The following is a 25,286-nucleotide window of genomic DNA, read 5'->3' on the forward strand; positions in this document are numbered from 1 at the left end:
TATCTTAAAATAAACGATTTGAATAACAAGCAGCCTATTGAAAAATGCCAAAGTGCCAAAGCCTAGGGGTGCTATATCGTCGGACACCTGACCTCTATAGGACAGTTCTCGTAGAATTAAATTCGATATTGAATCTAATTAGGTAGACGATATAGATTGCATAAATTTTGTGGGGGTGATCAATTCATGCTTTTTAAATTGTCTATTGAAATAACTGGTATTGTTAAATCCAGATTTAAATGCTATTTCAGACAATCTGAAATCTCTTCCTTCTTTGATCAATTTTTTGGAAAACTTAATTTTTTCAGAATTGATATAATCAATGGGCGATATCCCCAAGGTATTTTTAAACTTTTTATGAAAGTGGGAGGCACTCATGTGTGCTTTTTTAGCCAGAAGGTCTACCGTAATATCCTTATTGGTCAGATTTTCTTTTATAAATTTTATGACCATACCCATCCGAGTGTCATTAAATAATTGATTCGTATTGCTCAAAATAAGCGACTTTGCCTTGGTTTGTAATAATCTCACGATGAGTTCCTGAATCATTAGGTCCAATAATACATCCTTAGACTTATTATTATTTGTAAAGGTATAAGTCAAACGCTCTATTAATAAATTGACATCGGTGTTATTGATCAAATGGGAAGCCGAATTGTCTAATTCCCAGTGGTTATTTTCATTTTCAATGGCCACCTGGTGGTTGAATTTTTCTGCCACTTCCTCAATTTTAGAAGCGTCTATTCCCAATGCCAAGCATTGTGTTGGCGACGTTTCGGAAGCAATGGGAAAATCGATCACCATCTTTTGATTCGCGGGCATAACTACCGATTCCCCAGGGAAAAAACCAAAAGGATCCAAACCATTTAAATGCATCACTTTTTTTCCGGTGAGCATGCTGGCTATAATAGGAAAATCGAATTCTAGGGAAACTTGCTCTGCAAAGGCATGGGTTTCATAGACATTAAGTTCGGCATATGCGGCATTATAGGTCGTTTTATTCTCCACTAATGTGGTGAGCTTTCGGGTACTCTTGTGATGGTTCAATAACTGGCTCATAGTAAATAGTACGAAATAGTACGTTGAAAACGTCGCTATAATAGTTATGTTCAAAAATATAATAAATACGTTCAATAAAATTAGAATTTGATATTTTAACTTTATAAATATTAAGTAATATGTAATTATTTAATGCAAATAATGTGTTGTTCACAATTAATATAAAGATATGTCTTATTCTAAACCTAAATTTAAAGAAAAATATTCCAACTTCATCAACGGCAAGTTTCAGCCTCCAGTTGGTGGGGAGTACTTTGAAAACACATCCCCGATAGACAATAGTTTAATTGCAAAATATCCGCGTTCCCAAAAAGAAGACGTTGAACTGGCCTTGGACGCCGCCAATGCAGCAAAAGAAGCCTGGGGGAACACCTCTGCAACGGAACGCTCCAACCTGTTATATAGGGTTGCCGATATAATAGAAGAGCATTTAGAGGAGTTTGCCCTAGTGGAAACCTGTGACAATGGAAAACCCATCCGCGAAACGCTTAATGCCGATATTCCCTTGGCCATAGACCATTGGCGTTATTTTGCTGCTTGTATTCGTTCAGAGGAAGGGTCGGCATCTGAGTTGGACGCCAACACCTTATCCATGAATATAAAAGAACCTCTTGGAGTGGTAGCCCAGATCATCCCATGGAATTTCCCCCTTTTAATGCTTTCATGGAAATTACCTCCTGCCTTGGTCACCGGGAATTGCGTCGTCTTAAAACCCGCCGAACAGACACCATCTACGGCCACTCTTCTCATGGAAAAAATTGCCGACGTCTTTCCCCCGGGCGTTGTCAATATCATCCATGGCTTTGGCCCCGAGGCTGGTAAGCCTTTAGCTTCCAGTTCTCGTGTTGATAAGGTGGCCTTTACAGGTGAAACAACCACAGGACAACTCATAATGCAGTATGCCTCAAAAAATCTAAATCCCGTTACCATGGAGCTTGGCGGCAAATCCCCCAATGTGTTCTTCAATAGTGTGATGGATGAAGACGATGCGTTTTTAGACAAAGCTATAGAAGGAGCCGTATTATTTGCTTTTAATCAAGGAGAGGTATGTACCTGCCCATCCAGATTGTTGGTTCAGGAAGATATTTACGACGCTTTCATGGAGCGGGTTGTTTCAAGAACCAATGCGATCATCCAAGGCGATCCTTATGACGTGAATACCATGCTCGGGGCCCAAGCTTCCAATGATCAATACGAAAAAATACAATCGTATTTGAAAATAGGTAAAGAAGAAGGGGCAAAAGTTCTGGCCGGTGGAGATGCCAATAAACTTGATGGCAACTTAGCGGAAGGCTTTTATATAAAACCAACTATTTTGGAGGGACACAACAAGATGCGGGTTTTCCAAGAAGAGATCTTCGGACCAGTCGTATGTGTCACCAAATTTAAAGATGAAGCGGAAGCTATAGAAATAGCAAACGACACCCTTTATGGACTTGGCGCAGGGGTTTGGACAAGGGATGCCCATCAATTGTACCAAATACCCAGGGCAATTAAAGCTGGACGCGTTTGGGTAAATTGTTACCATGCCTATCCTGCACACGCACCTTTTGGGGGATACAAAAAATCAGGATTTGGACGAGAAAATCATGTAATGATGCTCAATTACTACCGTCAAACCAAAAACATGCTCATTTCTTATGATAAGAATAAATTAGGATTCTTTTAATGTTCAATGCATAAAGAAAGGCTGATTAAAAAAATCAGCCTTTCTTATTAAATATACAAATGGAGAGAATAGCGATTACAGATAACGCAGCAAAGATTGTGAACCAATTGAAGGAACAACATGGCCCACTTATTTTTCATCAAAGTGGCGGTTGTTGTGATGGTTCGTCCCCTATGATATTTGAAGAGGGCGACATGTACCTAGATGAAAGCGACATCTTATTGGGCACCCTGGAAGGTGTAAATTTTTATATGAACCAAGATCAATTCGAATATTGGAAACATACACATTTAACCATTGACATTACCAAAGGACGTGGTTCCAGTTTTTCCCTCGAAATTCCACTTGGACTGCGATTTATTATTCATTCCAGGCTTTTGACAGAGAAGGAAAATGAGGCCCTCAATTCATAAGATTATAGCAGCAATGGATCCGGTCTCAGTGGCTAGATACACCCCTCCTTTTCTAAAAAAAAGCCTTTTCCATTATGATCTTTGGAGCCAAACACAGTAGGAAGGAAGGTTTCCAAAAAAAAGGGTTTCAAAACTAGTTTTGGCCAACAAAAATCCCTCCATTATTGAAAATTTCCCAACAGTATAAGACTTTACAAAAACACGTAATTAACCAATATTTTTCCTCTTCAAAAAAGGCAAAAAAAAGACGCACAAGCACCCTATACCTGTGCTTCAATAACATGGAACACCTTCCTAAAGGTCAGTTCTGATCCAAGTTCTGTTCTTCACAATCACAATACTTTTTATTACAAGCATAAATAAAATGTTTAAGGTTAATTATATTGAAGGTTTACCCTAATTTTGGTCAGCCATGTTTCCATTCCAAAAGGAGCAATCAATCCCATGGAATTTAGGTACTAATTTTGTTGAGGATAAGATATGAAAAGAGCATTGGCCAGGTTTAGAAATAGTGCATTTCACCGTTTTACCAAGAAACATCAGAAATATGCCCCTTTACTGTTTTTCATTGCGGGGTTTATTTTTGACACCCTGACACTTGGCCGTATAGATCGCTTGTACGACCTTATTGTCCTGTGTCTGTACATGACCGCACTGACCGTAACCTTGTATCTCTATAATTTGGTTGACGACGGTAGATGGAAAGATACGCTCCTAGAACGATATGAACTATACCTTCCCTTAGCCATACAGTTTTTCTTTGGGGGACTTTCCAGCGCCTATGTAATCTATTTCTCCAGAAGTGTTTCCTTGTCCAAGACCATTTCCTTTTTCATCATCTTGCTCATGTTATTTTTCGCCAATGAGTTGCTTAAAAAAAGGATTTCCAACAAGTACTTACAATTTAGCGTGTATTTTTTTATAAGCTTCACCTTTTTCAGCTTTATCATCCCTGTTTTCATAAGTGAAATGAACACTCTGATTTTTATTTTTTCGGGGTTCGTCAGTTTGGGATGCACCCTGGTCTTAATATTTTTAATTTATAGCCTAAGTCCCAGTACACGATCAGAAATAAGTATTGTTAAACTAGTTGGCATTATATTATCTGTCTATATGCTGATCAATGCATTTTACTTTTTAAAACTCATTCCCCCAGTACCTCTTGCCATGGATACAGGCATTGTTGCACATGATATAAAAATGGAAAACAATAAATATATCGTCAGTTATGAGACCGATGAATGGTATGTGTTTTGGAGAAGTCACAGGCTCAAGTTTATTCACCATCCTGATGAGAATGTGTATGTCTTCTCTTCCATATTTGCCCCAACAGCTTTGGAAAAATCAATAATGCATAGGTGGCAATGGTACAACGAGACCACAGGCGAATGGGAAATAATGGAGGACATTGGCTATGATATTAAAGGAGGAAGGGATGACGGATACCGTGGCTATACCTACAAGAACAATGTTAAATCTGGACTATGGAAAGTTGCAGTCATCACTGAAGAAGAACTGGTCTTGGGGGTAATCGATTTTGAGATTGTTATCAGTACATCCCTGAAGCCACACAGGGTGGTCCAGAAGAAATTTTGAACTAAGGGAAATATATTTCTTCTCTGCTCATGGAGGAACCTAAAACCTATCAAACTCAATTCAGGTAACTAAAAATTAATTACTATTTTTAACCTCGTCTACCAGTTGGAAGATTTTAATTGACCCTTGATCAATGTCCAGATTGCAAGAGATTCGAGAAAGCTTAAACCTGACCCAGAAGGAGTTATTTGAAAAATCCGGTATCTCGGTGAGAACTATTCAGCGCATTGAGGCTGGGACAGAACCAAAAGGCCATACCCTTAAGGTTTTGGCTACCACCTTGGGCATTTCTGAAAATGATTTACTTAAAAAAAATGAAGGTACAGGGGAGTTGAACTACACCTTGTTGAAGCTCATTAACCTTTCTTCTTTGCTGGGCACTATTTTTCCCCCTGCAAATATTTTGCTCCCCTTATTGATCATGTTTGCTAAAAAGCAATTTAATCCCTTGGCCAAACAGATTGTATCTGTTCAAATATTAATGACCATACTATCTTTTATCATTTTTATGACGAGTGCATTCCTTAAAAATTGGCTTGCCCTGGGGAATGAGTTCACCTTGATGGTTATGGTTCTATTGGTCCTTGCCAATATATTCGTTATTATCAGAAATACCGCGGCCATTGATAAGACCAAGCAATTATACTTTAGGCTGAACTTTAGTTTTATTTGAGACTGTCGCTCATTTGGCGGTATATTGGCGGGGCTGCTTTGATAAAAATTCCTGCGGATTTCTAATTTTTGTCTTAAAATCTACATTTCATGGCAGGGACGAAAATCTTAACCGCACTTATTCTCATATTTGGTACTTTCGGAGTTAAAGGACAAGTTGACAGGAATTCTCCTTTATTTATCGAACTAAAAAAGCAAGACAGTGATTTCTTTGAAAAAGGGTTTAACCAATGTGACCTGATCTATCTGGAAGCACATATAGCCAAAGATTTAAAATTTTATCACGATCAAGGCGGATTCCAGGATCGGAAGGTATTTTTCGAAAATATTAAGAAAAACATTTGTTCCAGTCCAGATAAGAAACCCATCAGAAAGGTAGATGAAACAAGTTTGGAACTGTTTCCTCTTTATAACAATGGCAAACTGTATGGCGTTATTCAAAAGGGCAGCCATCATTTCTATATTCGGGAAAACAGAAAAGTAGGTTTACCCACAAGTACAGCGAAATTCACCCACGTTTGGATCTTGGAACAAGGTGTTTGGAAACTAAGTGAAGCCTTGAGCTATGATCACCAAGACCCACAACCCGAAGATGGACAAGCCGGTGGGATGGAGCAATTACTGATAGACAATAAAGTACCTGCCTTGGGACTGGGTATCATAGAAAATGGGAAGCTTACAAGAATTCAGGTGTATGGGACCTTGGACAAAAAAACGAAAGCCCCCTATAATACCATCTTTAAGGTAGCCTCCCTGACCAAGCCTATCGTCGCCATGACCACCTTAAAACTTGTGGATAAGGGATTACTGGAATTAGATGAGCCTTTGTATCCCTATTGGGTAGATCCCGATGTTAAAGATGATCCCAGAACAAAAAAATTAACTCCTAGACTTATACTATCCCACCAAACCGGATTTCCGAACTGGAGATACCTCTCGGATAAAGACAACCTAACTTTTGAGTTCGATCCCGGTTCGCAGTATCAGTACTCAGGGGAAGGTTTTGAATATCTAAGGAGAGCTCTAGAAGTTAAGCTTGGCAAAAGTTTAGAAGAACTGACAAAAGAATTTCTCTTCGATCCAATCGGGATGACGGACACTAGGTTTTGGTGGGATCAATCCGTGGACGAAACTAGGTATGCCAGGAATTTTGATGAAAATGGCGAGCAGATTACCACAAACAAATATTACGAAGCCAATGCGGCTGCCAACCTCCTCACCACAGTGGAAGATTACGCTAAGTTCATAGCCTATACTAGTAATGGGGCTGGACTTTCAAATGAACTATTTCTTGAAATGCAAGAGCATCAGGTTATGGTTGGGGAAAATAATTATTTTGGTCTTGGATGGGAAATTCTCACCGGATTCAGCAACGATGAAACCTTACTGCTACATAGCGGTAAAGATCCCGGTGTAAGCACCCTTGCCGTATTTTTTCCAAAGTCGAAAAACGGATTTGTTGTTTTCCTGAACGGTGACAATAAAAATAAGGTGTTAGAAGAACTACTGACAAATCATCTTTATGGTGGAAGGGAATTGTGGAATAAAAGATAGTATAAGTATTTCGCGGGTTTCCACCCTCCCATCTGCCTAATACTAAAGTCCTCTTAAATGTTTTTCTATTTCTAAGCAATTGCTTAGTTTTGATATGTAGTTAAGAAGTCATGGCCAGAAAAAAACAATATATAGAACAAGAGGTTTTAGAAAAGGCAATGTCCCTGTTCTGGCGAAATGGGTATGAAAACACATCCGTACGTATGTTGGAAAAGGAAATGGGGATAAACCAATTCTCTATCTATGCAAGTTTTGGAAGTAAACAAGGTGTATTTCTAGAAAGTATCAATACCTACAAAAAAAAAATACACTGCATTACCGATAGATTGGAAAAATCTCAAAATGGGGTTGCGGGTATCAAACAATACTTTTATGACTTTCTGGAGTTTTCAGAAGAAAATAACGTTTGTAAAGGATGCCTGATTACCAATACGGTAAATGAATTGGGTCAGAATGCAGATCCAATGCTAATGACTGAATTGACAAAATTTGCAAATGACATTAAACAGCTCTTTAAAAAGAACCTAAAACAGGATTCCAAAAAAGATATGGAAACCATAGAAAGTGAGTCCAACTATTTAATGACCGCTATCTTGGGCATATCCGTAGCTTCAAAAATTTTCAATAAAAAGCAGTTGGAGGACGCTATTGAAACAGCGTTCAAAAACCTGTGACATTTTTTTATCGTCATGCTAAGCAGTCGCTTAGATAAATATTTTACTAATTTAAATCTATAAGATTATGAGTACACTAAAAGTTCACACCATCGAATCAGCACCCGAAAATAGCAAACCCCTATTGGAAAATTCCCTGAAATCGTTCGGAATGATTCCAAACCTCCACGGTGTTTTGGCAGAGTCTCCAGGTATTCTGGAAGCATATCAAATGTTACACGGTTTATTTGAAAATTCTTCTTTCAACAATGATGAATTAACCGTTGTATGGCAGACCATAAATGTTGAGCACGGATGCCATTATTGTGTCCCCGCCCATACGGGAATTGCGCATATGATGAAAGTAGATGGAGAAATCACGGATGCCTTGAGGAACCAGACTGCAATGCCAAACCAAAAATTACAAACTTTACATGAAACCACTTTATCCATTGTTCGTAATCGTGGCAATGTAACCGATGCAGAATTAGAGACCTTTTATGCAGCAGGCTACAGCCAAAGACAACTTTTGGAAATTATATTGGGGCTATCCCAAAAAGTACTTAGCAATTATGTAAACCACATTGCAGAAACACCTGTAGACAAAGCCTTTGAGAAATTCGCTTGGAAAAAATAATGATTTACAGGTCTCATTGAAGTTAAGAATAAACGCGTTTTGTACAGTACCCATGGAAAACGTAGTTTATATTAAATTATCTAGTTTAATTTTTTCAAAATTTATGATATGATAAAAGTATCCGTAATGTATCCGAATAGTCCAGGGGCAAAATTTGACACAGACTATTATAAAAGCACCCATCTGCCCATGATTGCGCAATCTTTGGGAGACGCCCTTAAAGGGTTGGAGTTCAATCTTGGATTGGGAGGAAAAACTCCTTCCGAATCTGCTCCTTACATCGCCATGGCACATTTGACATTTGATTCCCTGGAGTCTTTTCAGGCAACTTTCGGACCCAATGCAAAAAAGTTTGCTGCCGATGTACCCAACTACACCAATGTTAAAGGTGAAATTCAAATCAGTGAGATCGTAAAATACAGTTATGGTGTCTAAAATAAAAATAGATGTCATTTCAGACGTTGTTTGCCCTTGGTGCACCATCGGCTACAAACGCTTAGAAAAGGCAATCCACGAAATGGGGGTTCAAGACCGGATTGAGCTGGAATGGCAACCTTTTGAATTAAATCCAAATATGCCTCCGGAAGGCGAAAATGTGCAGGAACATATTGCAAATAAATATGGGTCCTCACCAGAAGACTGGAAACGTTCAAAAGATCATATGGCCGAAGTTGGCGCCGAACTAGGTTTTACCTTTGATTATTTTGATGACATGAAAATTGTCAATACCAGAGACGCTCATGTTTTATTGGATTTTGCCAAAGAACAAGGGAAGCAAACAGAACTCAAAATGCGATTGGTCTCAGCATATTTCAGTGAACGCAAGGACGTTTCAGATAGGGATATACTTTTACAAGAACTAAAAAGCGTCGGTTTAAATACGGACGGTGCCTTGGCAAGATTGGATAACGATGATGCGCGTTATGAAGTCAAAACCAAAGAAGCCTATTGGCAAGGTGTTGGGGTCTCATCCGTACCTACCATGGTATTCAACAATAAAAGTGCTTTAACAGGAGCGCAACCAGTGGATGTTTACAAACAAGTATTAACAGCATTGCTTGCTTAAATATGGGCTTCCGAAAATAGTTCAACCAATAAGGGTGACAATGGCCAAGAAGTCCATTGTCACCCTTTTTACATGCTTCGTGTAAGCCAAGAATTACCGTCATTCAATCATTCCCCATCCTTGACAACCAAAACTTAGTCCAATAATTTAAAGGGGTTTACGTCCCGAAATAATATTGTATAAGACCACAACAACTGCGATTACCAGAAGAATATGAACTAAACTGCCGGTTGCTAATCCAGGGATTACACCTAATAAACCCAAAAGCCAAATAACGATACAAATAACGGCTACTAGCCAAAGAAGACTTCTCATAATAATTTCATTTATGGTTGTACCGCTAAAGTAAAAAAGAATAAAATTTCAATCGGATAAATTGTTGACTCATACCGTCACGCGTTTCCAACAAATCTAGATAAATAAAATTTTACTAAAAATCCGGATCCACACTCGAAAATATAGATCAAAACGCAACCTTTTTTGTTTTTTTACACCTAAATAAAAATATTTCGCCATGATTAAAAAATCATATTTTGCCATGATATCATGTATTTGTCTATCCATGCTTTCATGCTCTATTACCCAAGACACTAATTCAGGGGAAGAGGAAGCCATAGAGCTCTCCAATATGCTTGCCCGCATAAATGAAATTGCCAATAGCGAAAAATGCGTAAATGCGGATGAATGGAGGTATACATCCTTTGGAAGCAAGCCCTGTGGAGGACCATATGGCTATATTGCCTACTCCAGTAAAATTGATACCATTGCTTTTCTAAAGCTTGTTGAAGAGCATAAATCAGCCCAAAAGAAATACAACGAGGAACAAGGAATAATGTCCGACTGTTCCGTTCCCGCCGAACCAAGGGGCATAACTTGTGAAAATGACAAAGCGGTATTGTTATATCCGTAGAAGATCAAGGGTACGATGCTTAGCTTGGGGGTGATTGTCTTTTGATAATCACCCCCAAGTTTTTTGTTACCTACACCGACCAAAGTGAAATTTCGGATAAAATTCACTAAATTGAAGAATGAAAAATTACAGTTATTATGGATAAAGAAATCACCAAAGAATATAGCAACGGTGAACTTACCGTAGTATGGAAGCCAAAAGCCTGTATCCATTCAGAGGAATGTATACATGCTTTGCCCAATGTGTACAAACCTAAGGAGAAACCCTGGATTACCCCAGAGAACGCAACCACCCAAGAATTAAAAGATCAAATTGCCAAATGCCCATCAGGTGCTTTGAGCTATTATATGAATGATGAAGAAAAGAAGGTAATCGAGAAAGAAAATGACAACATGGAAACAAAAGTAGAAGTAAAAGAAAATGGACCGCTGTTGGTGCATGGAACGCTAAAGGTGGAAGACAAAAATGGTAAGGAAGAAATAAAAAAAAGAATCACTGCTTTTTGTAGATGCGGTGCCTCCAACAACAAACCGTATTGCGACGGGACCCACAATGAAATAAGCTTTAAAGGATAATCTTTATAATAAAAAATAATTTTATTATAAATACAGCACCAAATCAGATTGACCCTGTATGAAAAAAATACTTTTTCCGATACTCTTCTTATTCGTATTCACCACTACACTGTCGCAACACAAACCCGCATATACCATTTACAATAGCAAAGGAAAAAAAGTTTCCTATGCCAAAATGGTCAAGGAACTTACTTCAAAGGATATTATCCTTTTTGGGGAACTGCACAACAATGCCATTGTACATTGGTTGCAGTATGAAATTGCATCTGAATTGGCCAATTCAAAGCCCTTGGTCCTAGGGGCAGAAATGTTCGAAACTGATAATCAAGAGCCTTTGAACAATTATCTCAAGGGCGCCATAGACCAAAAAGCATTTGACACCTTGGCTCGACTCTGGCCCAATTATAAAACCGATTACGCCCCCTTGGTGAATTTTGCAAAAGAACGCCAACTCCCTTTCATTGCCACCAATATACCCAGACGTTATGCCTCCATGGTCTATAAAAAAGGGTTCGAATTTTTGGATACCCTTACACTCCATGAAAAAGCTTGGATAGCACCTTTGCCCATCCCATTTGTCCCAGAATTGCCTGGATATCAAAATATCTTAAAAATGATGGGGGATCATGGCACACCACAGTTGGTCATGGCCCAAGCGATAAAGGATGCCACCATGGCCCACTTTATCCTAAAGAACTACAATTCCGGAACTAGGCTCCTCCATTTTAACGGGGCTTATCACTCTAACAACTATGAAGGTATATTATGGTATTTGAAACAATCGGCACCCACATATCTCTATGCCTCCATATCCACCGTTTCCCAGGAATCAATTGACAAGCTATTGCCGGAACACAACGGATTGGCTGATTTTATCATATGTGTGGATAGCCATATGACCAACACCTATTAAGAGAATATTCGACAGAATTTCAGTATCTTAATTCAAAATTTTATAATCTTCGTTGAATATGGAGAAAAAATGTCCCGAATGTGGGGAGAAAATCATAGGCCGGGTAGACAAGAAATTCTGTTCCGATTACTGTCGCAATGCTTTCAACAATAGGTTGAACAAAGACAGTAAAAACCTCATCCGGAATATCAATAACCGACTGCGTAAAAATTACAGAGTATTAGAGAGCTTTAGCCTACAGGATGGCAAAACCAAGACCAATAAATCTAAATTGCTTGACAAAGGATTCGATTTTGAATATTTTACCCATCTCTATACGACGCAAAAAGGAACAGTTTACTTTTTTGTGTACGATTTAGGGTATTTACCGCTCGACAATGACTTTTATATGATTGTAAAAAGGGAATAAAAAATAATCCTCCGAAAGGAGGATATATCAATTTACCTAAGAAATCTATAGCGTATAACTAAGACACCATTTTTATATTTACAAGCTGCTATTTCCAGTTTTGACCCGATAATTTTAAGGCTGCAATAACAATATCTTTTCTACTGATTTGGCCTACTAGAATACCATTTTTCAATACAGGTAATCTACGACGGTTATTCTTGTGAAAAATTCCTGCGGCATCAAAGATACTGATATCATGAGGTATGGTCTCCACATTTTTGGTCATATATTTCTCTACATTCTTATCCAAAATAGGCATATTGAAATAGCGACTTTCAGAAATGGTCTTCATACAATCTGCCTCTGAAATAATACCTACCAAAAAGTTATTGTCATCCATTACCGGACCCCCAGAAATATTGTATTTAGTAAACAACTCCATTACTTCGAGAATGGATTGCTCCGGTTTGAAGGTTACCAGTTTTTTGGTCATATAATCCTCGACCATTATTGGGGTGGAATATTCTTTTTTTACGGTCTCCCGTGCGCCTTGAAAACTTTTGATTCCCATATGGTTGATTTTTAGGTTAATTTTAAATATAGAACTTTACGCCATATGATGCAATATTTTAACACATATAATAGATAAAATACATACTTTTAATCATTACTGTAAATATTTATCAATAGATTAAGAAATATTACTGCTTAGAAATATGCTCAAATTACCATATCGTGTTGTAAAGAATGAAATTCCCATGGGATTTTTATACATTTAGGGAACACTACGACCTAATGAAAAAATTTACCACTGGTATTACCCTTTTCTTATTGGGGCTTGCCACATATTGGAGTTTTAGCTCCTCCATGCCTTCCTATCAGCAAAGTGATACTATCCTGCTCAACAGTTTTTCTACTGACCGTGCTCTAACACATGTCAAAAAAATATCCCAAGCACCACACTCGGTTGGGTTTCCTGCTCATGAAGAAGTGAGGGACTACATAGTCTCCGAACTTCAAGAAATGGGTCTTAAAACCTCACTACAAGAAGGGTACACCGCAGGAGACTGGGCCAATTTAAGCAAGGCCACCAATATCTTGGCCCGTATTCCCGGTTCGGAACAGGGCAAGGCACTTTTGTTACTGTCCCATTATGACAGCAACCCCCATTCTTCCCTTGGTGCCAGTGATGCCGGAAGTGGCGTAGCTACTATTTTGGAGGGAATAAGGGCTTTTCTTTCCGAAAACAAGATCCCAAAGAATGATATAATAATCCTGATTTCCGACGCCGAAGAGCTTGGACTGAACGGAGCAGATCTCTTTGTAAACAAACACCCATGGGCCGAGGAGGTTGGCCTAGTGCTGAACTTTGAGGCCCGTGGAAGTGGCGGCCCCAGTTATATGTTGATTGAAACCAATAGGGGCAACAGCAGACTAATTGAAGAGTTTACGGCTGCCGGTGCCGAATTTCCTGTAGCTAATTCCCTTGTCTACAGCATCTACAAAATGCTTCCCAACGATACCGATTTAACAGTTTTTAGAGAGGATCGCGATATAGAGGGGCTCAATTTTGCATTTATTGATGACCACTACGATTACCATACAATGCGGGATAATTATGAGCGATTGGACCGGAATACCTTGGCGCACCAGGGCAGTTATTTAATGCCACTATTAGTGCATTTTAGCAATGCCGATTTAGGCGACCTTAAAAGTTTGAATGATGATGTTTATTTTAACGTTCCCTTCTTTAAACTGGTCTCCTATCCCTTTGATTGGATTTGGCCCATGTTCGTTCTTTCCCTGATCTTGTTTATTTGCCTTTTGGTCTATGGTTTTAAAAAACAACGCCTTCACCTGAAAGAAATTTTCAAAGGGTTTTTGCCTATGGCAATTTCACTCCTGATTAACGGGGTGATCGGATTTTATAGTTGGACCCTTCTAAAATGGCTATATCCACAATATCTTGATATGTTGCACGGGTTTACCTATAATGGCTATTACTATATTGCCGCATTTGTCTTTTTAAGTATAGCAATTTGCTTTTGGGCGTATCATAAATACCGAGATATAAGTATTTCCAATCTACTGGTAGCCCCTATCGTATTATGGCTCATCATTTGTGGAGCCGTGGCCCTCTATTTACCTGGCGCCAGTTTTTTCATCATCCCTACTTTTGCGCTATTGGCCTGTTTTTTGGTCTTAATCAACCAAAAAGATCCAAATCCTTATCTCTTAGTCTTTTTGGCTTTACCTGCCCTTTGGATCTATGCCCCTTTCATTAAAATGTTTCCAGTGGGATTAGGGCTCAAAATGATGGTAGCTTCAACAATTTTGACTTCCCTGACCTTCTATCTTTTACTTCCTATTTTTGGGTTTTATAAATCGAAAAGCAAACTGGCATTCTTGGGCCAGTTACTATTTGTGATCTTCATAATAGCAGCCCACTTCAATGCCGGTTTCACAAAAGATCGAGCTAAGCCCAGCAGTCTGCTCTATGTGCTTAATACGGACGACAATAGTGCGCAATGGGTGTCCTACGATCATGTCCTGATCGATTGGAACAAACCCTACTTGGAGGGGTCCACCTTAAAAACGGAAAATTACCAAGTGATCAGCAGTAAATATAGCTCAGGCTTCACTCATAGTGCCAATGCCCCTTTAAAAGAAATAGCAGCTCCTAAAGTAGAGAAATCTCTTGACACCATTGTTGGCGATAACCGTTTGGTTAAACTTACTATAACCCCGCAGCGACCTGTGAACCGCTTAGAGGTTTTTACCAATACCGTTCCCCTAACCTCCGTTAAGGTCAATGAAATAGAACTTTCCCCTTATTACCTCAAGGATAGAAATGGGAGCAAATTGCTGACCCATTATATCAGCAACAATGACGCCACAACTTTGGAACTCCTGTTTCCAAAAGAGCAGGTTTTGGAACTTCAAGTTTACGAGGCTTCCAATGATCTTCTAAGCCACCCTTTGTTCAGCGTTCCTGAAAGACCAGAAACGAGTATCCCAATGCCGTTTATACTCAACGATGCTATTTTAACAACTAAAAAATTACGCTTTGAATAGTATTATAGGAATCATGGGATGTGGTTGGCTGGGCACTCCCCTGGCCCAACATTTGATAAAGGAAGGTTTTACCGTTCATGGAAGCACCACCTCCTCAGAAAAATTACAGGACCTAAAGTCTTTGGGAATTCTCCCCTTTAAAATTTCTCTTTCAGAAAATGGGATAGAGGGACCTATTGAAGCATTTTTAAAGAACGTGAAGGTCCTGGTAATTAATGTTCCCCCAAACCTTAGAGGCTCCAACAAAGAAAATTATGAGGTGAAAATGAAACATTTACATGCCTCTTTAAAAGGCAGTAGTGTTGCTAGAATTATCTTTATTAGTAGCACTTCGGTGTACGGAGATATAGAAGGAGATGTTACAGAAACTTCGGTTCCTCATCCAGAAACGGAATCAGGGAAACAATTGTTGGCGGTGGAAGAGAAATTTAAAAATGACCCAGATCTGGAAACTACCATTATTCGTTTTGGCGGGCTTATAGGTCCCAAAAGGCATCCCGTTACGTACTTGTCCGGTAAAAAAGACCTATCTAACGGTAACCATCCAGTGAATCTCATACATCTGGAAGACTGCATCCACATTATAGAAACCATAGTGAAAGAGGGGTATTGGGGCGAGATATTCAACGGGGTATATCCCCATCATCCCCCAAAACAAGAATACTATGTAAATGAAGCTCAAAAGAGAGGACTTCAAGCTCCTATTTATTCAGAACCCACGAACACCCAAGGGAAAAAGATAGTTCCCTTTAATTTGATGCACTACAAAAAATATCGTTTTCAAAAACCTATAGTTGGATGACCTGATAATTTGGCGCTGGGACCACTTTTTTACTGAACTACAAACCTTTAAGGATTTACTTAACAGAATACTAAAAATAATTTAATAGTTTTGGCGCACTTAATACCTGAGAAAATGAAAAAATTAATAGTAGTGCTAATTTTCGCCTTTGGATTTTATGGCGGCGCACAGACCAAAAGTGAACTTCAGAAGCATTATGAAGCATTCTATAATGAAATGAAATTACAGGGTGATGTTAGTGGTGTTATCAATGCCCTCACACATTTGAATGTAATGTCACCCACCATTGAACGCAGGGATACCTTGGCGTATGTTTATGCCAATGACAACCAACACATACAGGCACTCAATACAATAGGCATTGATAAAAATGAAGCTGATTCTGATTTGGCCCTACAAGTAAAGGCAATATCACTAAAGGCCTTGAATCAACCAAAACGTGCTTTGGAACAATTTGAACTTTTGTTCAAAAGGTCCCCAGATGCCTATTTGGCCTACGAACTTGCCGACCTAAAAATTCAGACTGGGGATGCCGCAGGTGCATCCGCTAATATCGAATATGGTATTGCCAATGCAACAGATGAAATGAGCTATGCCTTTTATGAAAGACAGCAACCTTATGAGGTTTCCTTAAAAGCTGCCTTTCTACATTTGAAAGGGCTGATAGCTTACAACATAGATAAAACTAATATTGATGCCTCCCTTGCACTAATCGATGAAGCACTGACCCTTGCCCCAAACTTTAATTTGGCAAGCCTTAGCAAACAAGCTTTGGAATCAAGAAAGGAAAAAACAGAGGCTCCCCAAGAAGTACCTGAGGTAAAAAAAGACAAAACAAAGGCTAAAAAACAATAGTTTTAGCTTAGAGGATAATAAAAAAGGGGGCCGTTTGGCCCCCTTTTTTATTATTGGATTTCCTAATTAGCCTTTAATTCTTGGGTAATGACACTGTCCTTCGCCTTTTTAAGGGACACTACTACATCCACATTTTCATTGGGAATGGCGATCGACAGCACATAATGTGCAATTTTCCAACCATTATCGGTTTTTATGAGTACCCCAGAACCGCGACAGAGCTTCATTTGAGTATCCAAAAGTTCATCGAACCATGCCATATCCATGGCCTTGTTAACATAAATATTACGCTGAAGCGCTGTAAAACTCCATGCCTTCCCCTTATCAAAATAAGGTTTGGAAAATTCCTTAAATTCAGAATTCTGCCAATTTTCCATAGCATCAGTTCCAATAAACACCCCATCATCTGTCATCTTTGAAAAATACGCCTCAAAATTTGCATCTGATGCAGCCTTGTGCCATTCATCTAAAACTGTAGTAATAGATTCCTTTTCTTCCTGCTCCTGTGCATATAACGTAACTGAAAGAAATGAAATCGTCAGTATGCCTAAAATCTTAATCATTTTCATTTATAATTAATGTTGTGTCCAGACGACTATTGACAATCACCGTGAACTGGTTTCTAAATGCATTGTATGCCTCAGCCAAAGCCGTTGTTGGTTCCTCGGTATCCACGCCATATTCCAAACTAAATTTTGTTTTAAGGATAGCAGTCTTTATCACCTTGAGCCTACTCTTTATTTGAGGAACATTAAACTCCTCAGGAAAGTCGGAGGTCTCCAATAATTTTTGTTTTTCAATCAAATCTTCTACAACCAAGGTCAACCCTTCCTTATCCTGCACTTTGTAAAGCGCCTCAAAACTGGTCTGCAAAGCATTGAATTCTACCCAATCCCTTAAGATCACCTTGGCCTCCGGATTGATCCCTGTTTTTTTTGGAAGATTATTTAAGTCGAACATCACCTCTTGTGCTTGTTCCTTATCCACTCCCGTATTGCCCTCTTTACATGATATTACAAGAAGGAACACAGCACCAAAAAAGAATATTTTTCCCATAAGGCTAATGTACAAATTTTAATAAAAGCTATCTTTGCCCACGAATTCATTTAACTACATTTTTATGCCAAAATCCATTCTCATTTTAGGAGCATGCGGACAAATAGGAACAGAACTTACGTATACATTACGTGAAAGATATGGCAATGACCAAGTTATTGCCAGTGATATAAGGGAGGGGGATAAAGATCTTATGGCTTCTGGTCCCTTTGAACTTTTGGACGCTACTAATTATGGGGCTTTGGAAGATGTGGTGATGCATTACGAAATAGACGAAGTATACTTGATGGCAGCCATGTTGAGTGCCACCGCTGAGAAATTTCCGATGCGTGCATGGAACTTGAATATGAATTCCCTTTTCAATGTACTCAACCTTGCCAAAGACAATAAAATAAGTAAGATATTCTGGCCCTCCAGTATTGCTGTATTTGGACCCAATACCCCTAAGGAGAAAACCGCTCAAAATACCATCATGGAACCTAGTACGGTTTACGGCATTAGCAAACAGACCGGCGAGCGCTGGTGTGAATATTATTTTAAAAAGTACGGAGTGGATGTCCGTAGTGTACGCTATCCCGGTTTAATAAGCCACAAAACCCTTCCAGGAGGTGGCACCACTGATTATGCTGTAGAAATATATCACAAGGCGCTATCGGATAAAGAATATACCAGTTTCCTAGGAGAAGACAGCAAGCTGCCTATGATGTTTATGGACGATGCCATTAGGGCCACTATCACTATTATGGAAAGTGCTCCTGAAAAAATTAAGGTACGTTCCTCTTACAATCTTGCAGCCATGAGTTTTACACCAAAAGAAATGGCGGAAAACATCAAAAAGCACATTCCTGACTTTAAAATGTCCTACGCTCCGGATTCCAGACAGCAAATAGCCGATTCTTGGCCGAGCAGTATTGATGATTCTGTGGCCCAAAAAGATTGGGGATGGAAAGCTGAATTTGATTTGGAAAGGACCACCCAAGAAATGTTGGACAACCTATCAAAATAATCAGTTTCTAAACTTCAGCTTTTTTTCAATGGCCATGATCATGATATTGGCAATGTCCTTTCCAGTGGCATTTTCAATACCTTCCAGGCCAGGGGAAGAGTTGACCTCTAATAGCAAGGGCCCCTTATTGGATCTAATGATATCTACCCCAGCTACGGCCAGGTTCAGTACTTTGGAAGCTTTGAGTGCCAATTTTTTCTCCTCAGGGGTGATCTTGATGATAGATGCTTTCCCTCCTTGGTGAATATTTGCCCTAAACTCACCTTTTTCTGCCTGTCGCTGAATGGAGGCCACCACTTTACCATCCACTACGAAACAACGGATATCTTGTCCGTTTGCTTCCTTAATGAACTCCTGTACCAAAATATTGGTCTGAACACTTTTAAAGGCGTTGATAACACTCTCCGCCGCTTTGTTGGTCTCGGCCAAAACCACTCCTTTTCCTTGGGTGCTTTCCAAAAGTTTAATGATCAATGGTGCCCCATTGACCATACGGATCAAATCCTTGGTATCCATAGGTGATTTGGCAAAACCCGTAATTGGAATATGGATATCGTTCTTAGAAAAGAGTTGTGATGCGAACAGTTTGTCCCTGGATTGGGTAATTGCTTCAGCACTGTTTTGACAATAGACTCCTAAGGTATCAAACTGCCTTATCAAGGCGCAGCCATAAAAAGTAACAGCTGGTTTTATTCTAGGGATGATGGCATCATAAGCTTTTAGGATATTTCCTCCACGGTATCTAATTTCAGGAGAGTTGGCGTCCAATTTCATATAGGAATGCTCCACATTCAAGAAAACAATTTCGTGCCCTCTCGCCTCTGCTGCTTCCATAATCCTCTTGTTACTGTATAGGTTGGGGTTACTGGCCAGTAAGGCAATTCTAAGTCCAGATTTCTCCTTTACATAAGGAGCATATTTCACGGTGATCTCCTCATTGGAAATATCCCCCAGGCAGTACATTTCTGCTGGGTTTACCATATACCTGTCGTTGAGGGCCTCTCTTCCCAACAACATGCGGAACTCCATCGTATCCCTATTGGCTAATGTAAGTTCTATGTCAAAGGTTACATTGCCCATCGTAACTGGGGTCTTGATCACCAAACGTTCTTCTGCAATTCCCGAGGAGCTTTTTACGGTCCTTCGGTCTACGAGCCTTGCCTCACAAAGCATGTTAAAACTACGGTTATCCTGTAAGGGATTGACCTCAAATTTTACCCACTCCTGTACCCCTTTGGTAAATACCTTGGCATTTGTCGCTTGGATAGAAGAGGTTCTTGCTCCGGAATCTACCCTGGCCTTAATGGCCGGAATACCCATTTCTTTAAACACACACCACTCTTCACTTCCAATAATAGACAAATCTTTCAATTCCATAATTATTATAATTGTTGACCCTTTTTTTAAGAAAGGGCAATAGTAAGGTAAAAAATGTTACTCGGCAAACATTTCACTCTGGTCATTGAAAGTCTTAAACTCTAAGGAGTGCCCACTTGGATCCTGAATAAAAAATGAACGGTGTTCCCCGGTCTTATCCTTTAAAAAGGTGACCTCTGTGGTCAATTCATAATCTGGGGTATTCAATTTTTTGTACATGCGCTCCCAGGTATCTGAATCTACGATAACCCCGAAATGAAAAGAGGGCAATACTGTGTCCCCAAATTTATAGGTCCTGAAAACGAAGTTAAATTCCCCAGATTTGGTAAAAGTAATCTGGTTTCCGAATAAATTCACATCTAGCCATCGGGTAGAATTTCTTCCGATCTCCGCCCCAATGACGTCCGCATAAAAAGCTCTGGTCTTTGAGATGCTATAACAAGGCAAAGACATATGAAAAGGTGCATGTTCCATGACTATTAATTTAAAATGAAATCCATTCTAAATTACAAATTCTAAACGATACCTTTTGTACATGAACAGCAATTTTTGGAAAGTACTTTTTTGACTGATAGACCTTAAGAATTTCAACCCTCCTTTACCCCAAACCAAGTACTCGAAATACGAACAAATCCAACACTTCCACTAAAATCAGTATGATGATGATCCATTCCAATCGGCTGCTCTCCCTATGCTCCATAATATCTTTGAAGAGTTCCAAATCTTCCTTAATAATCCCAATGCGCTCAGAAATATATCGATATCTATCTTTTAGATCAAAGGTCTGCTTGAGTTCCATATCCAAACGGTTAAGATCTTCATTTTCCCAGGTGCTGTCCGGGGAATCAAAGATGTAGAGATTTTCTGAAATTTCGTTCTTAATGTTCAGCACCTTCCCGATAAACCTTTTCAGGTGGTTACCCGAAATCTTCAATTTTCCGTTTCGCTCTAAAAGTTTGGTATGCACATTGGTCTCTTCCAACAACTGCTCTGTAATCTCCAAATACCGATCCAACGCAACCGATTGGGAGGTGTTCAACATGACCAAACGAATGGATTCGGAATCAAAATTTGGAAGAATAACTTTGTTGAAGGTCACTTTTTGCTGCCCAGGAATAACCTCTACTTGTATTTTTTCTGAAAGTTGATAAGGAACCCTATCCTTTGACAATGTACTTAATTGCTTTAAGATGGCTTGGATTTCCTTTTCCGAATGATTGAAAAAAGAGACCAGTCCATATTGGGAAATGTGGACAAATCGTTTGTCCCCATTTTTAAAGAATAGTTCAACACTGTCAGAGAACAGGATTTCCAAAGGCAAGAGATTTTTACTTTGCCTAATATTTATGGAAGCTGCTATTTGGAATGCGACAACTTCAAACATGGATCTTAGTCCTCATCGTTATCCTCGTCCTCTTCCGCTATTTCGATGTCCGGAATAGCTTCTGGATCATTATCGTCAAAATCCTCATAATCATCTTCATCATAATTGGCCATGGTCTTTTCAAGTTTCGCACTAATCTTCACCAAATACTTGGTATCATCAGTGGTTACTTCAACGGCCTCTATACGTTCACCCTGTGCATTTTTAAAGGAGATGATATTCTGATCGTCATACCCGTCAGGATATTTGTCAACCAACAACTTTAGGACTTCCGGGGTAAGCTTTTTAAAATCTACAATTACTCTCTTTAAATTGTCCATAATTACATGTCTAATAGGTAAGCAAAAATTAATGGGGCAACAATGGTTGCATCACTCTCTATTATAAACTTGGGGGTATTGATATCTAGTTTTCCCCAAGTGATCTTTTCATTGGGCACAGCTCCAGAATAAGAACCATAACTGGTGGTAGAATCACTTATTTGACAGAAATAACTCCAAAATGGCGTATCTGTACGTTCCATATCCTGATAAAGCATAGGTACGACACAAATAGGGAAATCTCCTGCGATACCACCTCCAATTTGGAAAAATCCAATTCCGTCTTTAGAATTATCGGTATACCAATCGGCCAAAAAGGTCATATACTCAATCCCGGATTTCATTGTGGTAGCTTTCAAATCACCCTTTAACACATAGGAAGCAAAAATATTCCCCATGGTACTATCTTCCCATCCTGGGCAAACGATAGGTAGGTTTTTCTCTGCTGCTGCATACATCCAAGAATCTTTAAGGTCTATCTCGTAATACTCCTCCAAAACACCCGAAAGCAACATCTTGTACATATATTCATGCGGAAGATAACGCTCACCCGCCTCATCTGCTTCTTTCCAAATCTTATAGATATGCTCCTGTAAACGTCTAAACGCCTCATGTTCAGGGATACAGGTATCCGTTACCCTGTTCAATCCTTTTTCCAATAGATCCCATTCTTCCTGGGGGGTCAAATCTCGGTAATTGGGTATTCTTTTATAGTGGGAATGCGCCACCAAGTTCATAATATCCTCTTCTAGGTTGGCACCTGTACAGGAGATGATCTGCACCTTATCCTGACGGATCATTTCTGCAAAAATCTTTCCCAGCTCAGCGGTACTCATAGCCCCCGCCAAGGAAACCAACATTTTGGCCCCATTGTTCAATTGGTCCTCATACCCCTTTGCGGCATCTACCAATGCTGCAGAGTTAAAGTGTAAATAATATTTTTCAATAAAATTGGAGATTGCTCCCTTAGTCTTCGTCATCTTCGAATCTTGAATTATTAGTAATTCCGGCTTTGGCGTCCACATCGTAGGTGTTGTCATAAGCATCCTCGATAGCTTCTTCCATAAATTTATAGCTTAACATTTTGTAGTAAAGTTTTGCTGCCACAAAATCAGAAGATTTATCCACCTTATTTGGACAAAGCTCCATAATATCAAAACCTACTACATTCTTTTCGGCAAAAACCTGTTTTAAAAACTCCAAGGTTTCATACCATAACAATCCTCCAGGTTCCGGTGTTCCCGTGGAGGGCATAATGGAAGGATCTAAAGCATCCAAATCGAACGTAATAAATACGTTATCGGTCATTTGGGAAATTACCTTGTCCATCCAATATTCATCATTCACAATATCATGGGCAAAGAAGGTCTTTTCTTCATCCATAAACGTCTTTTCTATAATATCCATACTACGGATGCCTACCTGTAATAGGTTGGTAGTCTGACTTGCCTCGTGCACCGCACAGGCATGGTTGTATTTTGTGCCCTCATAGGACTCCCTAAGGTCCGCATGTGCATCTATTTGTAAAACGGTAAGATTGTCAAAACACTCATTAAAGGCACGGATAGAACCAATGGAGATGGAATGCTCCCCTCCAAAAAGGGTCACAAACTTATTGCGTTTTATATATTCTTTGGTGTTTCTATGTACCGCATTCACCACCGCTTCGGCAGAACTGTTTTCGGTAATGGTAGGAGCCAGAAATATTCCTTGCTGATAAACCTCGGTCCCCGTTTCTATATCATACAACTCCATATTGGCGGAAGCATCCAAAAATGCCTCGGGCCCTTTATCAGCTCCCTTGCCCCAAGTACTTGTTCCATCATAAGGTACAGGTATCAAAACTACCTTTGCCTTTTCCAATTGTGCAAACTCATCTGGAATGCCAGCATAATTGTTATTCGCGCTCATATCCTAAAATTTTAAGCAAATCCTCTGCTTTTTGTTGTTCACTAAATAAGGTTGTAGAAAGGTTTCCTTTTTCGTCCCTGTCTATTAATACATGTTTTGGATGTGGAATTAAACAGTGTTGGAGACCGCCGTATCCACCGATACTCTCTTGGTACGCACCCGTATTGAAAAAACCGATGTACAAGGGCTTTTCCCTTCTGTATTTGGGCAAATAAATGGCATTCATGTTCTGCTCACTGTTGTAATAATCATCACTATCGCAAGTGAGTCCGCCCAGCAGCACACGTTCGTATTCGTCCTCCCAACGGTTAACTGGTAACATGATAAATCGCTTACTAATGGCCCAAGTGTCTGGTAAGGTTGTAATAAAAGAAGAATCGATCATATTCCATTTCTCACGATCGTTCTGTTGCTTTTGATACAATACCTCATAAATAGCTCCACCACTTTCACCAACGGTAAAACTTCCAAATTCAGTGAAAATATGGGGCACGGGCACTTCCGCTTCCTGACAGGTGATGTTGATCTGGTTTACGATCTCATCGATCATATATTCATAATCATAATCAAACGCCAAAGAATTTTTGATTGGAAATCCTCCCCCTATATTTAAGCTGTCCAATGATGGACAGATTTTCTTTAGTCGCACATATACCTTCAAACATTTGACAAGTTCGTTCCAATAATAGGCGTTATCGCGAATCCCTGTATTGATAAAGAAATGCAGCATTTTAAGCTCCACCCTGTCGTTGTTCTTGATCTGATCCTCGAAAAAAGGAACAATATTCTTATAACCTATGCCCAATCGGGACGTATAAAACTCAAATTTCGGCTCCTCTTCGGAAGCGATACGGATACCTACCTTGAAATCTCCTTTTATCTCATCTGATAGCAAGTCTATTTCTTCATAATTGTCTATAATGGGAATACAGTTCTGATGCCCTTCATTGATCAGCCTACCGATATTGGTTATGTACTGATCCCTTTTAAAGCCATTGCAGATCACAAAGGTATCATCCTTGATCTTACCCGTTCTCTTCAATTTCTCCACAATATTGATATCAAAAGCCGAAGACGTTTCTATATGGATATCGTTCTTTAGCGCCTCGTTCAGTACAGGCTCAAAATGGGAACTTTTAGTACAGTAGCAGTAATGGTACTTTCCTTTATAATCGTTCTTTTTGATGGCCGCCTCAAACCATTTATTCGCCCTATTGATATTATCCGATATCTTGGGCAGATATGTAAATTTTAGGGGACTCCCATATTTTTCAACCAGTTCCAATAGGGGAATTCCATGAAATTGAAGGCTCTCTCCATCCAGGTTAAATTCCTCTTGAGGGAAGTAATAACTTTGGTGGATAAGATCAATATATTTAATATTCATTAAAA

Annotated in this window: 29 protein-coding genes; 17 read left to right on the forward strand and 12 right to left on the reverse strand. The window is 39.3% G+C overall.

Annotated features, from left to right (window positions below; translation table 11 throughout):
- Positions 1–138: 138 nt before the first annotated feature.
- Positions 139–1,059 carry an AraC family transcriptional regulator gene (locus tag SB49_RS10630; RefSeq protein ID WP_062056397.1) on the reverse strand — a complete coding sequence of 307 codons (921 nt, stop codon included), beginning with the start codon at positions 1,057–1,059 and terminating at the stop codon, positions 139–141.
- A gap of 169 nt (positions 1,060–1,228) precedes the next feature.
- Here SB49_RS10630 and SB49_RS10635 point away from each other — a divergent pair, with 169 nt between their 5' ends.
- The 9 genes from SB49_RS10635 to SB49_RS10675 all read left to right on the forward strand — a co-directional run bounded on the left by SB49_RS10635 (position 1,229) and on the right by SB49_RS10675 (position 9,319).
- Positions 1,229–2,728, forward strand: a complete 1,500-nt coding sequence (locus tag SB49_RS10635) for an aldehyde dehydrogenase family protein (protein WP_062056399.1) — start codon at positions 1,229–1,231, stop codon at positions 2,726–2,728.
- 59 nt (positions 2,729–2,787) lie between these two features.
- Positions 2,788–3,141 carry a DUF779 domain-containing protein gene (locus tag SB49_RS10640; RefSeq protein WP_062056400.1) on the forward strand — a complete coding sequence of 118 codons (354 nt, stop codon included), beginning with the start codon at positions 2,788–2,790 and terminating at the stop codon, positions 3,139–3,141.
- Positions 3,142–3,621: 480 nt separating this feature from the next.
- Positions 3,622–4,737 carry a DUF2914 domain-containing protein gene (locus SB49_RS10645; RefSeq protein ID WP_062056401.1) on the forward strand — a complete coding sequence of 372 codons (1,116 nt, stop codon included), beginning with the start codon at positions 3,622–3,624 and terminating at the stop codon, positions 4,735–4,737.
- 133 nt (positions 4,738–4,870) lie between these two features.
- Positions 4,871–5,410: a helix-turn-helix domain-containing protein gene (locus tag SB49_RS10650; RefSeq protein ID WP_062056403.1), complete on the forward strand. Its 540-nt coding sequence runs from the start codon at positions 4,871–4,873 to the stop codon at positions 5,408–5,410.
- An 89-nt stretch (positions 5,411–5,499) separates the two neighbouring features.
- Complete coding sequence (locus SB49_RS10655; protein ID WP_062056405.1) at positions 5,500–6,963, forward strand: serine hydrolase; 1,464 nt, start codon at positions 5,500–5,502, stop codon at positions 6,961–6,963.
- Between the two features lie 110 nt (positions 6,964–7,073).
- A complete protein-coding gene (locus SB49_RS10660; RefSeq protein WP_062056407.1) occupies positions 7,074–7,637 on the forward strand; it encodes a TetR/AcrR family transcriptional regulator in 564 nt (187 codons plus the stop codon).
- Between the two features lie 67 nt (positions 7,638–7,704).
- On the forward strand, positions 7,705–8,253 hold the full coding sequence (locus SB49_RS10665) for a carboxymuconolactone decarboxylase family protein (RefSeq protein ID WP_062056409.1): 549 nt from the start codon (positions 7,705–7,707) through the stop codon (positions 8,251–8,253).
- A gap of 108 nt (positions 8,254–8,361) precedes the next feature.
- On the forward strand, positions 8,362–8,688 hold the full coding sequence (locus tag SB49_RS10670; protein WP_062056411.1) for an EthD family reductase: 327 nt from the start codon (positions 8,362–8,364) through the stop codon (positions 8,686–8,688).
- Entirely contained in the window at positions 8,678–9,319 is a 642-nt protein-coding gene (locus SB49_RS10675; protein ID WP_062056413.1) for a DsbA family oxidoreductase, read from the forward strand. Before SB49_RS10670 ends, SB49_RS10675 begins: the two co-directional genes overlap by 11 nt.
- 147 nt (positions 9,320–9,466) lie before the next feature.
- Here SB49_RS10675 and SB49_RS15980 read toward each other — a convergent pair whose 3' ends face one another.
- Positions 9,467–9,634, reverse strand: coding sequence for a lmo0937 family membrane protein (locus SB49_RS15980; RefSeq protein ID WP_145758381.1), 168 nt, complete (start codon positions 9,632–9,634; stop codon positions 9,467–9,469).
- Positions 9,635–9,833: 199 nt separating this feature from the next.
- Here SB49_RS15980 and SB49_RS10680 point away from each other — a divergent pair, with 199 nt between their 5' ends.
- From SB49_RS10680 to SB49_RS10695, 4 genes are all read left to right on the forward strand, one after another.
- Positions 9,834–10,229, forward strand: coding sequence for a hypothetical protein (locus SB49_RS10680; protein ID WP_145758382.1), 396 nt, complete (start codon positions 9,834–9,836; stop codon positions 10,227–10,229).
- A gap of 137 nt (positions 10,230–10,366) precedes the next feature.
- On the forward strand, positions 10,367–10,804 hold the full coding sequence (locus SB49_RS10685) for a (4Fe-4S)-binding protein (protein ID WP_062056418.1): 438 nt from the start codon (positions 10,367–10,369) through the stop codon (positions 10,802–10,804).
- 58 nt (positions 10,805–10,862) lie between these two features.
- On the forward strand, positions 10,863–11,717 hold the full coding sequence (locus tag SB49_RS10690; RefSeq protein ID WP_062056420.1) for a ChaN family lipoprotein: 855 nt from the start codon (positions 10,863–10,865) through the stop codon (positions 11,715–11,717).
- A 58-nt stretch (positions 11,718–11,775) separates the two neighbouring features.
- Positions 11,776–12,126, forward strand: coding sequence for a hypothetical protein (locus SB49_RS10695; protein ID WP_062056422.1), 351 nt, complete (start codon positions 11,776–11,778; stop codon positions 12,124–12,126).
- A gap of 88 nt (positions 12,127–12,214) precedes the next feature.
- Here SB49_RS10695 and SB49_RS10700 read toward each other — a convergent pair whose 3' ends face one another.
- The gene (locus tag SB49_RS10700) at positions 12,215–12,679 is read right to left on the reverse strand and encodes a CBS domain-containing protein (protein WP_062056424.1); all 465 of its coding nucleotides are present in this window, start codon (positions 12,677–12,679) and stop codon (positions 12,215–12,217) included.
- Between the two features lie 224 nt (positions 12,680–12,903).
- On the opposite strand from SB49_RS10700, the gene SB49_RS10705 reads away from it, so the two are divergent.
- The 3 genes from SB49_RS10705 to SB49_RS10715 all read left to right on the forward strand — a co-directional run bounded on the left by SB49_RS10705 (position 12,904) and on the right by SB49_RS10715 (position 16,840).
- Positions 12,904–15,183 carry a M28 family peptidase gene (locus tag SB49_RS10705; RefSeq protein WP_062059121.1) on the forward strand — a complete coding sequence of 760 codons (2,280 nt, stop codon included), beginning with the start codon at positions 12,904–12,906 and terminating at the stop codon, positions 15,181–15,183.
- Complete coding sequence (locus tag SB49_RS10710; RefSeq protein WP_062056426.1) at positions 15,176–15,985, forward strand: SDR family oxidoreductase; 810 nt, start codon at positions 15,176–15,178, stop codon at positions 15,983–15,985. The genes SB49_RS10705 and SB49_RS10710 overlap by 8 nt, the downstream gene beginning before the upstream one ends.
- A 114-nt stretch (positions 15,986–16,099) precedes the next feature.
- A complete protein-coding gene (locus SB49_RS10715) occupies positions 16,100–16,840 on the forward strand; it encodes a hypothetical protein (RefSeq protein WP_062056428.1) in 741 nt (246 codons plus the stop codon).
- Between the two features lie 62 nt (positions 16,841–16,902).
- Here the strand turns inward: SB49_RS10715 and SB49_RS10720 are convergent, their stop codons facing one another.
- Together SB49_RS10720 and SB49_RS10725 are read right to left on the reverse strand one after the other, a co-directional pair.
- A complete protein-coding gene (locus tag SB49_RS10720; RefSeq protein WP_442983565.1) occupies positions 16,903–17,403 on the reverse strand; it encodes a nuclear transport factor 2 family protein in 501 nt (166 codons plus the stop codon).
- Complete coding sequence (locus tag SB49_RS10725) at positions 17,396–17,896, reverse strand: hypothetical protein (RefSeq protein ID WP_062056432.1); 501 nt, start codon at positions 17,894–17,896, stop codon at positions 17,396–17,398. Before SB49_RS10725 ends, SB49_RS10720 begins: the two co-directional genes overlap by 8 nt.
- Positions 17,897–17,960: 64 nt before the next feature.
- Here SB49_RS10725 and SB49_RS10730 point away from each other — a divergent pair, with 64 nt between their 5' ends.
- On the forward strand, positions 17,961–18,902 hold the full coding sequence (locus SB49_RS10730; RefSeq protein WP_062056434.1) for an NAD-dependent epimerase/dehydratase family protein: 942 nt from the start codon (positions 17,961–17,963) through the stop codon (positions 18,900–18,902).
- On the opposite strand, the gene rimK is transcribed toward SB49_RS10730, so the two are convergent.
- From rimK to SB49_RS10765, 7 genes are all read right to left on the reverse strand, one after another.
- On the reverse strand, positions 18,903–20,279 hold the full coding sequence (gene rimK, locus SB49_RS10735) for a 30S ribosomal protein S6--L-glutamate ligase (RefSeq protein WP_442983566.1): 1,377 nt from the start codon (positions 20,277–20,279) through the stop codon (positions 18,903–18,905). It lies immediately after the preceding gene.
- A 57-nt stretch (positions 20,280–20,336) separates the two neighbouring features.
- On the reverse strand, positions 20,337–20,753 hold the full coding sequence (locus SB49_RS10740; protein ID WP_062056436.1) for a VOC family protein: 417 nt from the start codon (positions 20,751–20,753) through the stop codon (positions 20,337–20,339).
- Between the two features lie 124 nt (positions 20,754–20,877).
- The gene (locus SB49_RS10745; RefSeq protein ID WP_062056438.1) at positions 20,878–21,663 is read right to left on the reverse strand and encodes an RMD1 family protein; all 786 of its coding nucleotides are present in this window, start codon (positions 21,661–21,663) and stop codon (positions 20,878–20,880) included.
- A 5-nt stretch (positions 21,664–21,668) separates the two neighbouring features.
- A complete protein-coding gene (locus SB49_RS10750; protein WP_062056440.1) occupies positions 21,669–21,983 on the reverse strand; it encodes a hypothetical protein in 315 nt (104 codons plus the stop codon).
- 2 nt (positions 21,984–21,985) lie between these two features.
- Entirely contained in the window at positions 21,986–22,963 is a 978-nt protein-coding gene (locus tag SB49_RS10755) for a deoxyhypusine synthase family protein (protein WP_062056441.1), read from the reverse strand.
- Positions 22,950–23,894: an agmatinase gene (speB, locus tag SB49_RS10760; protein WP_062056443.1), complete on the reverse strand. Its 945-nt coding sequence runs from the start codon at positions 23,892–23,894 to the stop codon at positions 22,950–22,952. The genes SB49_RS10755 and speB overlap by 14 nt, the downstream gene beginning before the upstream one ends.
- A complete protein-coding gene (locus SB49_RS10765) occupies positions 23,881–25,281 on the reverse strand; it encodes an arginine decarboxylase (protein ID WP_062056446.1) in 1,401 nt (466 codons plus the stop codon). Before SB49_RS10765 ends, speB begins: the two co-directional genes overlap by 14 nt.
- Between the last annotated feature and the right edge of the window lie 5 nt (positions 25,282–25,286).

Origin of the sequence: Sediminicola sp. YIK13, assembly GCF_001430825.1 — a bacterium.
Classification (GTDB): Bacteria; Bacteroidota; Bacteroidia; order Flavobacteriales; family Flavobacteriaceae; genus Sediminicola.

Bases quoted from the DNA above. Each gene is read 5' to 3' on its own strand.
- SB49_RS10635 (WP_062056399.1), top strand. From the start codon at position 1,229: ATGTCTTATTCTAAACCTAAATTTAAAGAAAAATATTCCAACTTCATC.
- SB49_RS10660 (WP_062056407.1), top strand. From the start codon at position 7,074: ATGGCCAGAAAAAAACAATATATAGAACAAGAGGTTTTAGAAAAGGCA.
- SB49_RS10670 (WP_062056411.1), top strand. From the start codon at position 8,362: ATGATAAAAGTATCCGTAATGTATCCGAATAGTCCAGGGGCAAAATTT.
- SB49_RS10675 (WP_062056413.1), top strand. From the start codon at position 8,678: ATGGTGTCTAAAATAAAAATAGATGTCATTTCAGACGTTGTTTGCCCT.
- SB49_RS10730 (WP_062056434.1), top strand. From the start codon at position 17,961: ATGCCAAAATCCATTCTCATTTTAGGAGCATGCGGACAAATAGGAACA.
- rimK (WP_442983566.1), bottom strand. From the start codon at position 20,279: ATGGAATTGAAAGATTTGTCTATTATTGGAAGTGAAGAGTGGTGTGTG.
- SB49_RS10650 (WP_062056403.1), top strand. From the start codon at position 4,871: ATGTCCAGATTGCAAGAGATTCGAGAAAGCTTAAACCTGACCCAGAAG.
- SB49_RS10690 (WP_062056420.1), top strand. From the start codon at position 10,863: ATGAAAAAAATACTTTTTCCGATACTCTTCTTATTCGTATTCACCACT.
- SB49_RS10665 (WP_062056409.1), top strand. From the start codon at position 7,705: ATGAGTACACTAAAAGTTCACACCATCGAATCAGCACCCGAAAATAGC.
- SB49_RS10640 (WP_062056400.1), top strand. From the start codon at position 2,788: ATGGAGAGAATAGCGATTACAGATAACGCAGCAAAGATTGTGAACCAA.
- SB49_RS15980 (WP_145758381.1), bottom strand. From the start codon at position 9,634: ATGAGAAGTCTTCTTTGGCTAGTAGCCGTTATTTGTATCGTTATTTGG.
- SB49_RS10655 (WP_062056405.1), top strand. From the start codon at position 5,500: ATGGCAGGGACGAAAATCTTAACCGCACTTATTCTCATATTTGGTACT.
- SB49_RS10720 (WP_442983565.1), bottom strand. From the start codon at position 17,403: ATGATTAAGATTTTAGGCATACTGACGATTTCATTTCTTTCAGTTACG.
- SB49_RS10645 (WP_062056401.1), top strand. From the start codon at position 3,622: ATGAAAAGAGCATTGGCCAGGTTTAGAAATAGTGCATTTCACCGTTTT.
- SB49_RS10740 (WP_062056436.1), bottom strand. From the start codon at position 20,753: ATGGAACATGCACCTTTTCATATGTCTTTGCCTTGTTATAGCATCTCA.
- SB49_RS10745 (WP_062056438.1), bottom strand. From the start codon at position 21,663: ATGTTTGAAGTTGTCGCATTCCAAATAGCAGCTTCCATAAATATTAGG.
- SB49_RS10765 (WP_062056446.1), bottom strand. From the start codon at position 25,281: ATGAATATTAAATATATTGATCTTATCCACCAAAGTTATTACTTCCCT.
- SB49_RS10630 (WP_062056397.1), bottom strand. From the start codon at position 1,059: ATGAGCCAGTTATTGAACCATCACAAGAGTACCCGAAAGCTCACCACA.
- SB49_RS10755 (WP_062056441.1), bottom strand. From the start codon at position 22,963: ATGACGAAGACTAAGGGAGCAATCTCCAATTTTATTGAAAAATATTAT.
- SB49_RS10700 (WP_062056424.1), bottom strand. From the start codon at position 12,679: ATGGGAATCAAAAGTTTTCAAGGCGCACGGGAGACCGTAAAAAAAGAA.
- SB49_RS10685 (WP_062056418.1), top strand. From the start codon at position 10,367: ATGGATAAAGAAATCACCAAAGAATATAGCAACGGTGAACTTACCGTA.
- SB49_RS10725 (WP_062056432.1), bottom strand. From the start codon at position 17,896: ATGGGAAAAATATTCTTTTTTGGTGCTGTGTTCCTTCTTGTAATATCA.
- SB49_RS10705 (WP_062059121.1), top strand. From the start codon at position 12,904: ATGAAAAAATTTACCACTGGTATTACCCTTTTCTTATTGGGGCTTGCC.
- SB49_RS10680 (WP_145758382.1), top strand. From the start codon at position 9,834: ATGATTAAAAAATCATATTTTGCCATGATATCATGTATTTGTCTATCC.
- SB49_RS10750 (WP_062056440.1), bottom strand. From the start codon at position 21,983: ATGGACAATTTAAAGAGAGTAATTGTAGATTTTAAAAAGCTTACCCCG.
- SB49_RS10715 (WP_062056428.1), top strand. From the start codon at position 16,100: ATGAAAAAATTAATAGTAGTGCTAATTTTCGCCTTTGGATTTTATGGC.
- SB49_RS10695 (WP_062056422.1), top strand. From the start codon at position 11,776: ATGGAGAAAAAATGTCCCGAATGTGGGGAGAAAATCATAGGCCGGGTA.
- speB (WP_062056443.1), bottom strand. From the start codon at position 23,894: ATGAGCGCGAATAACAATTATGCTGGCATTCCAGATGAGTTTGCACAA.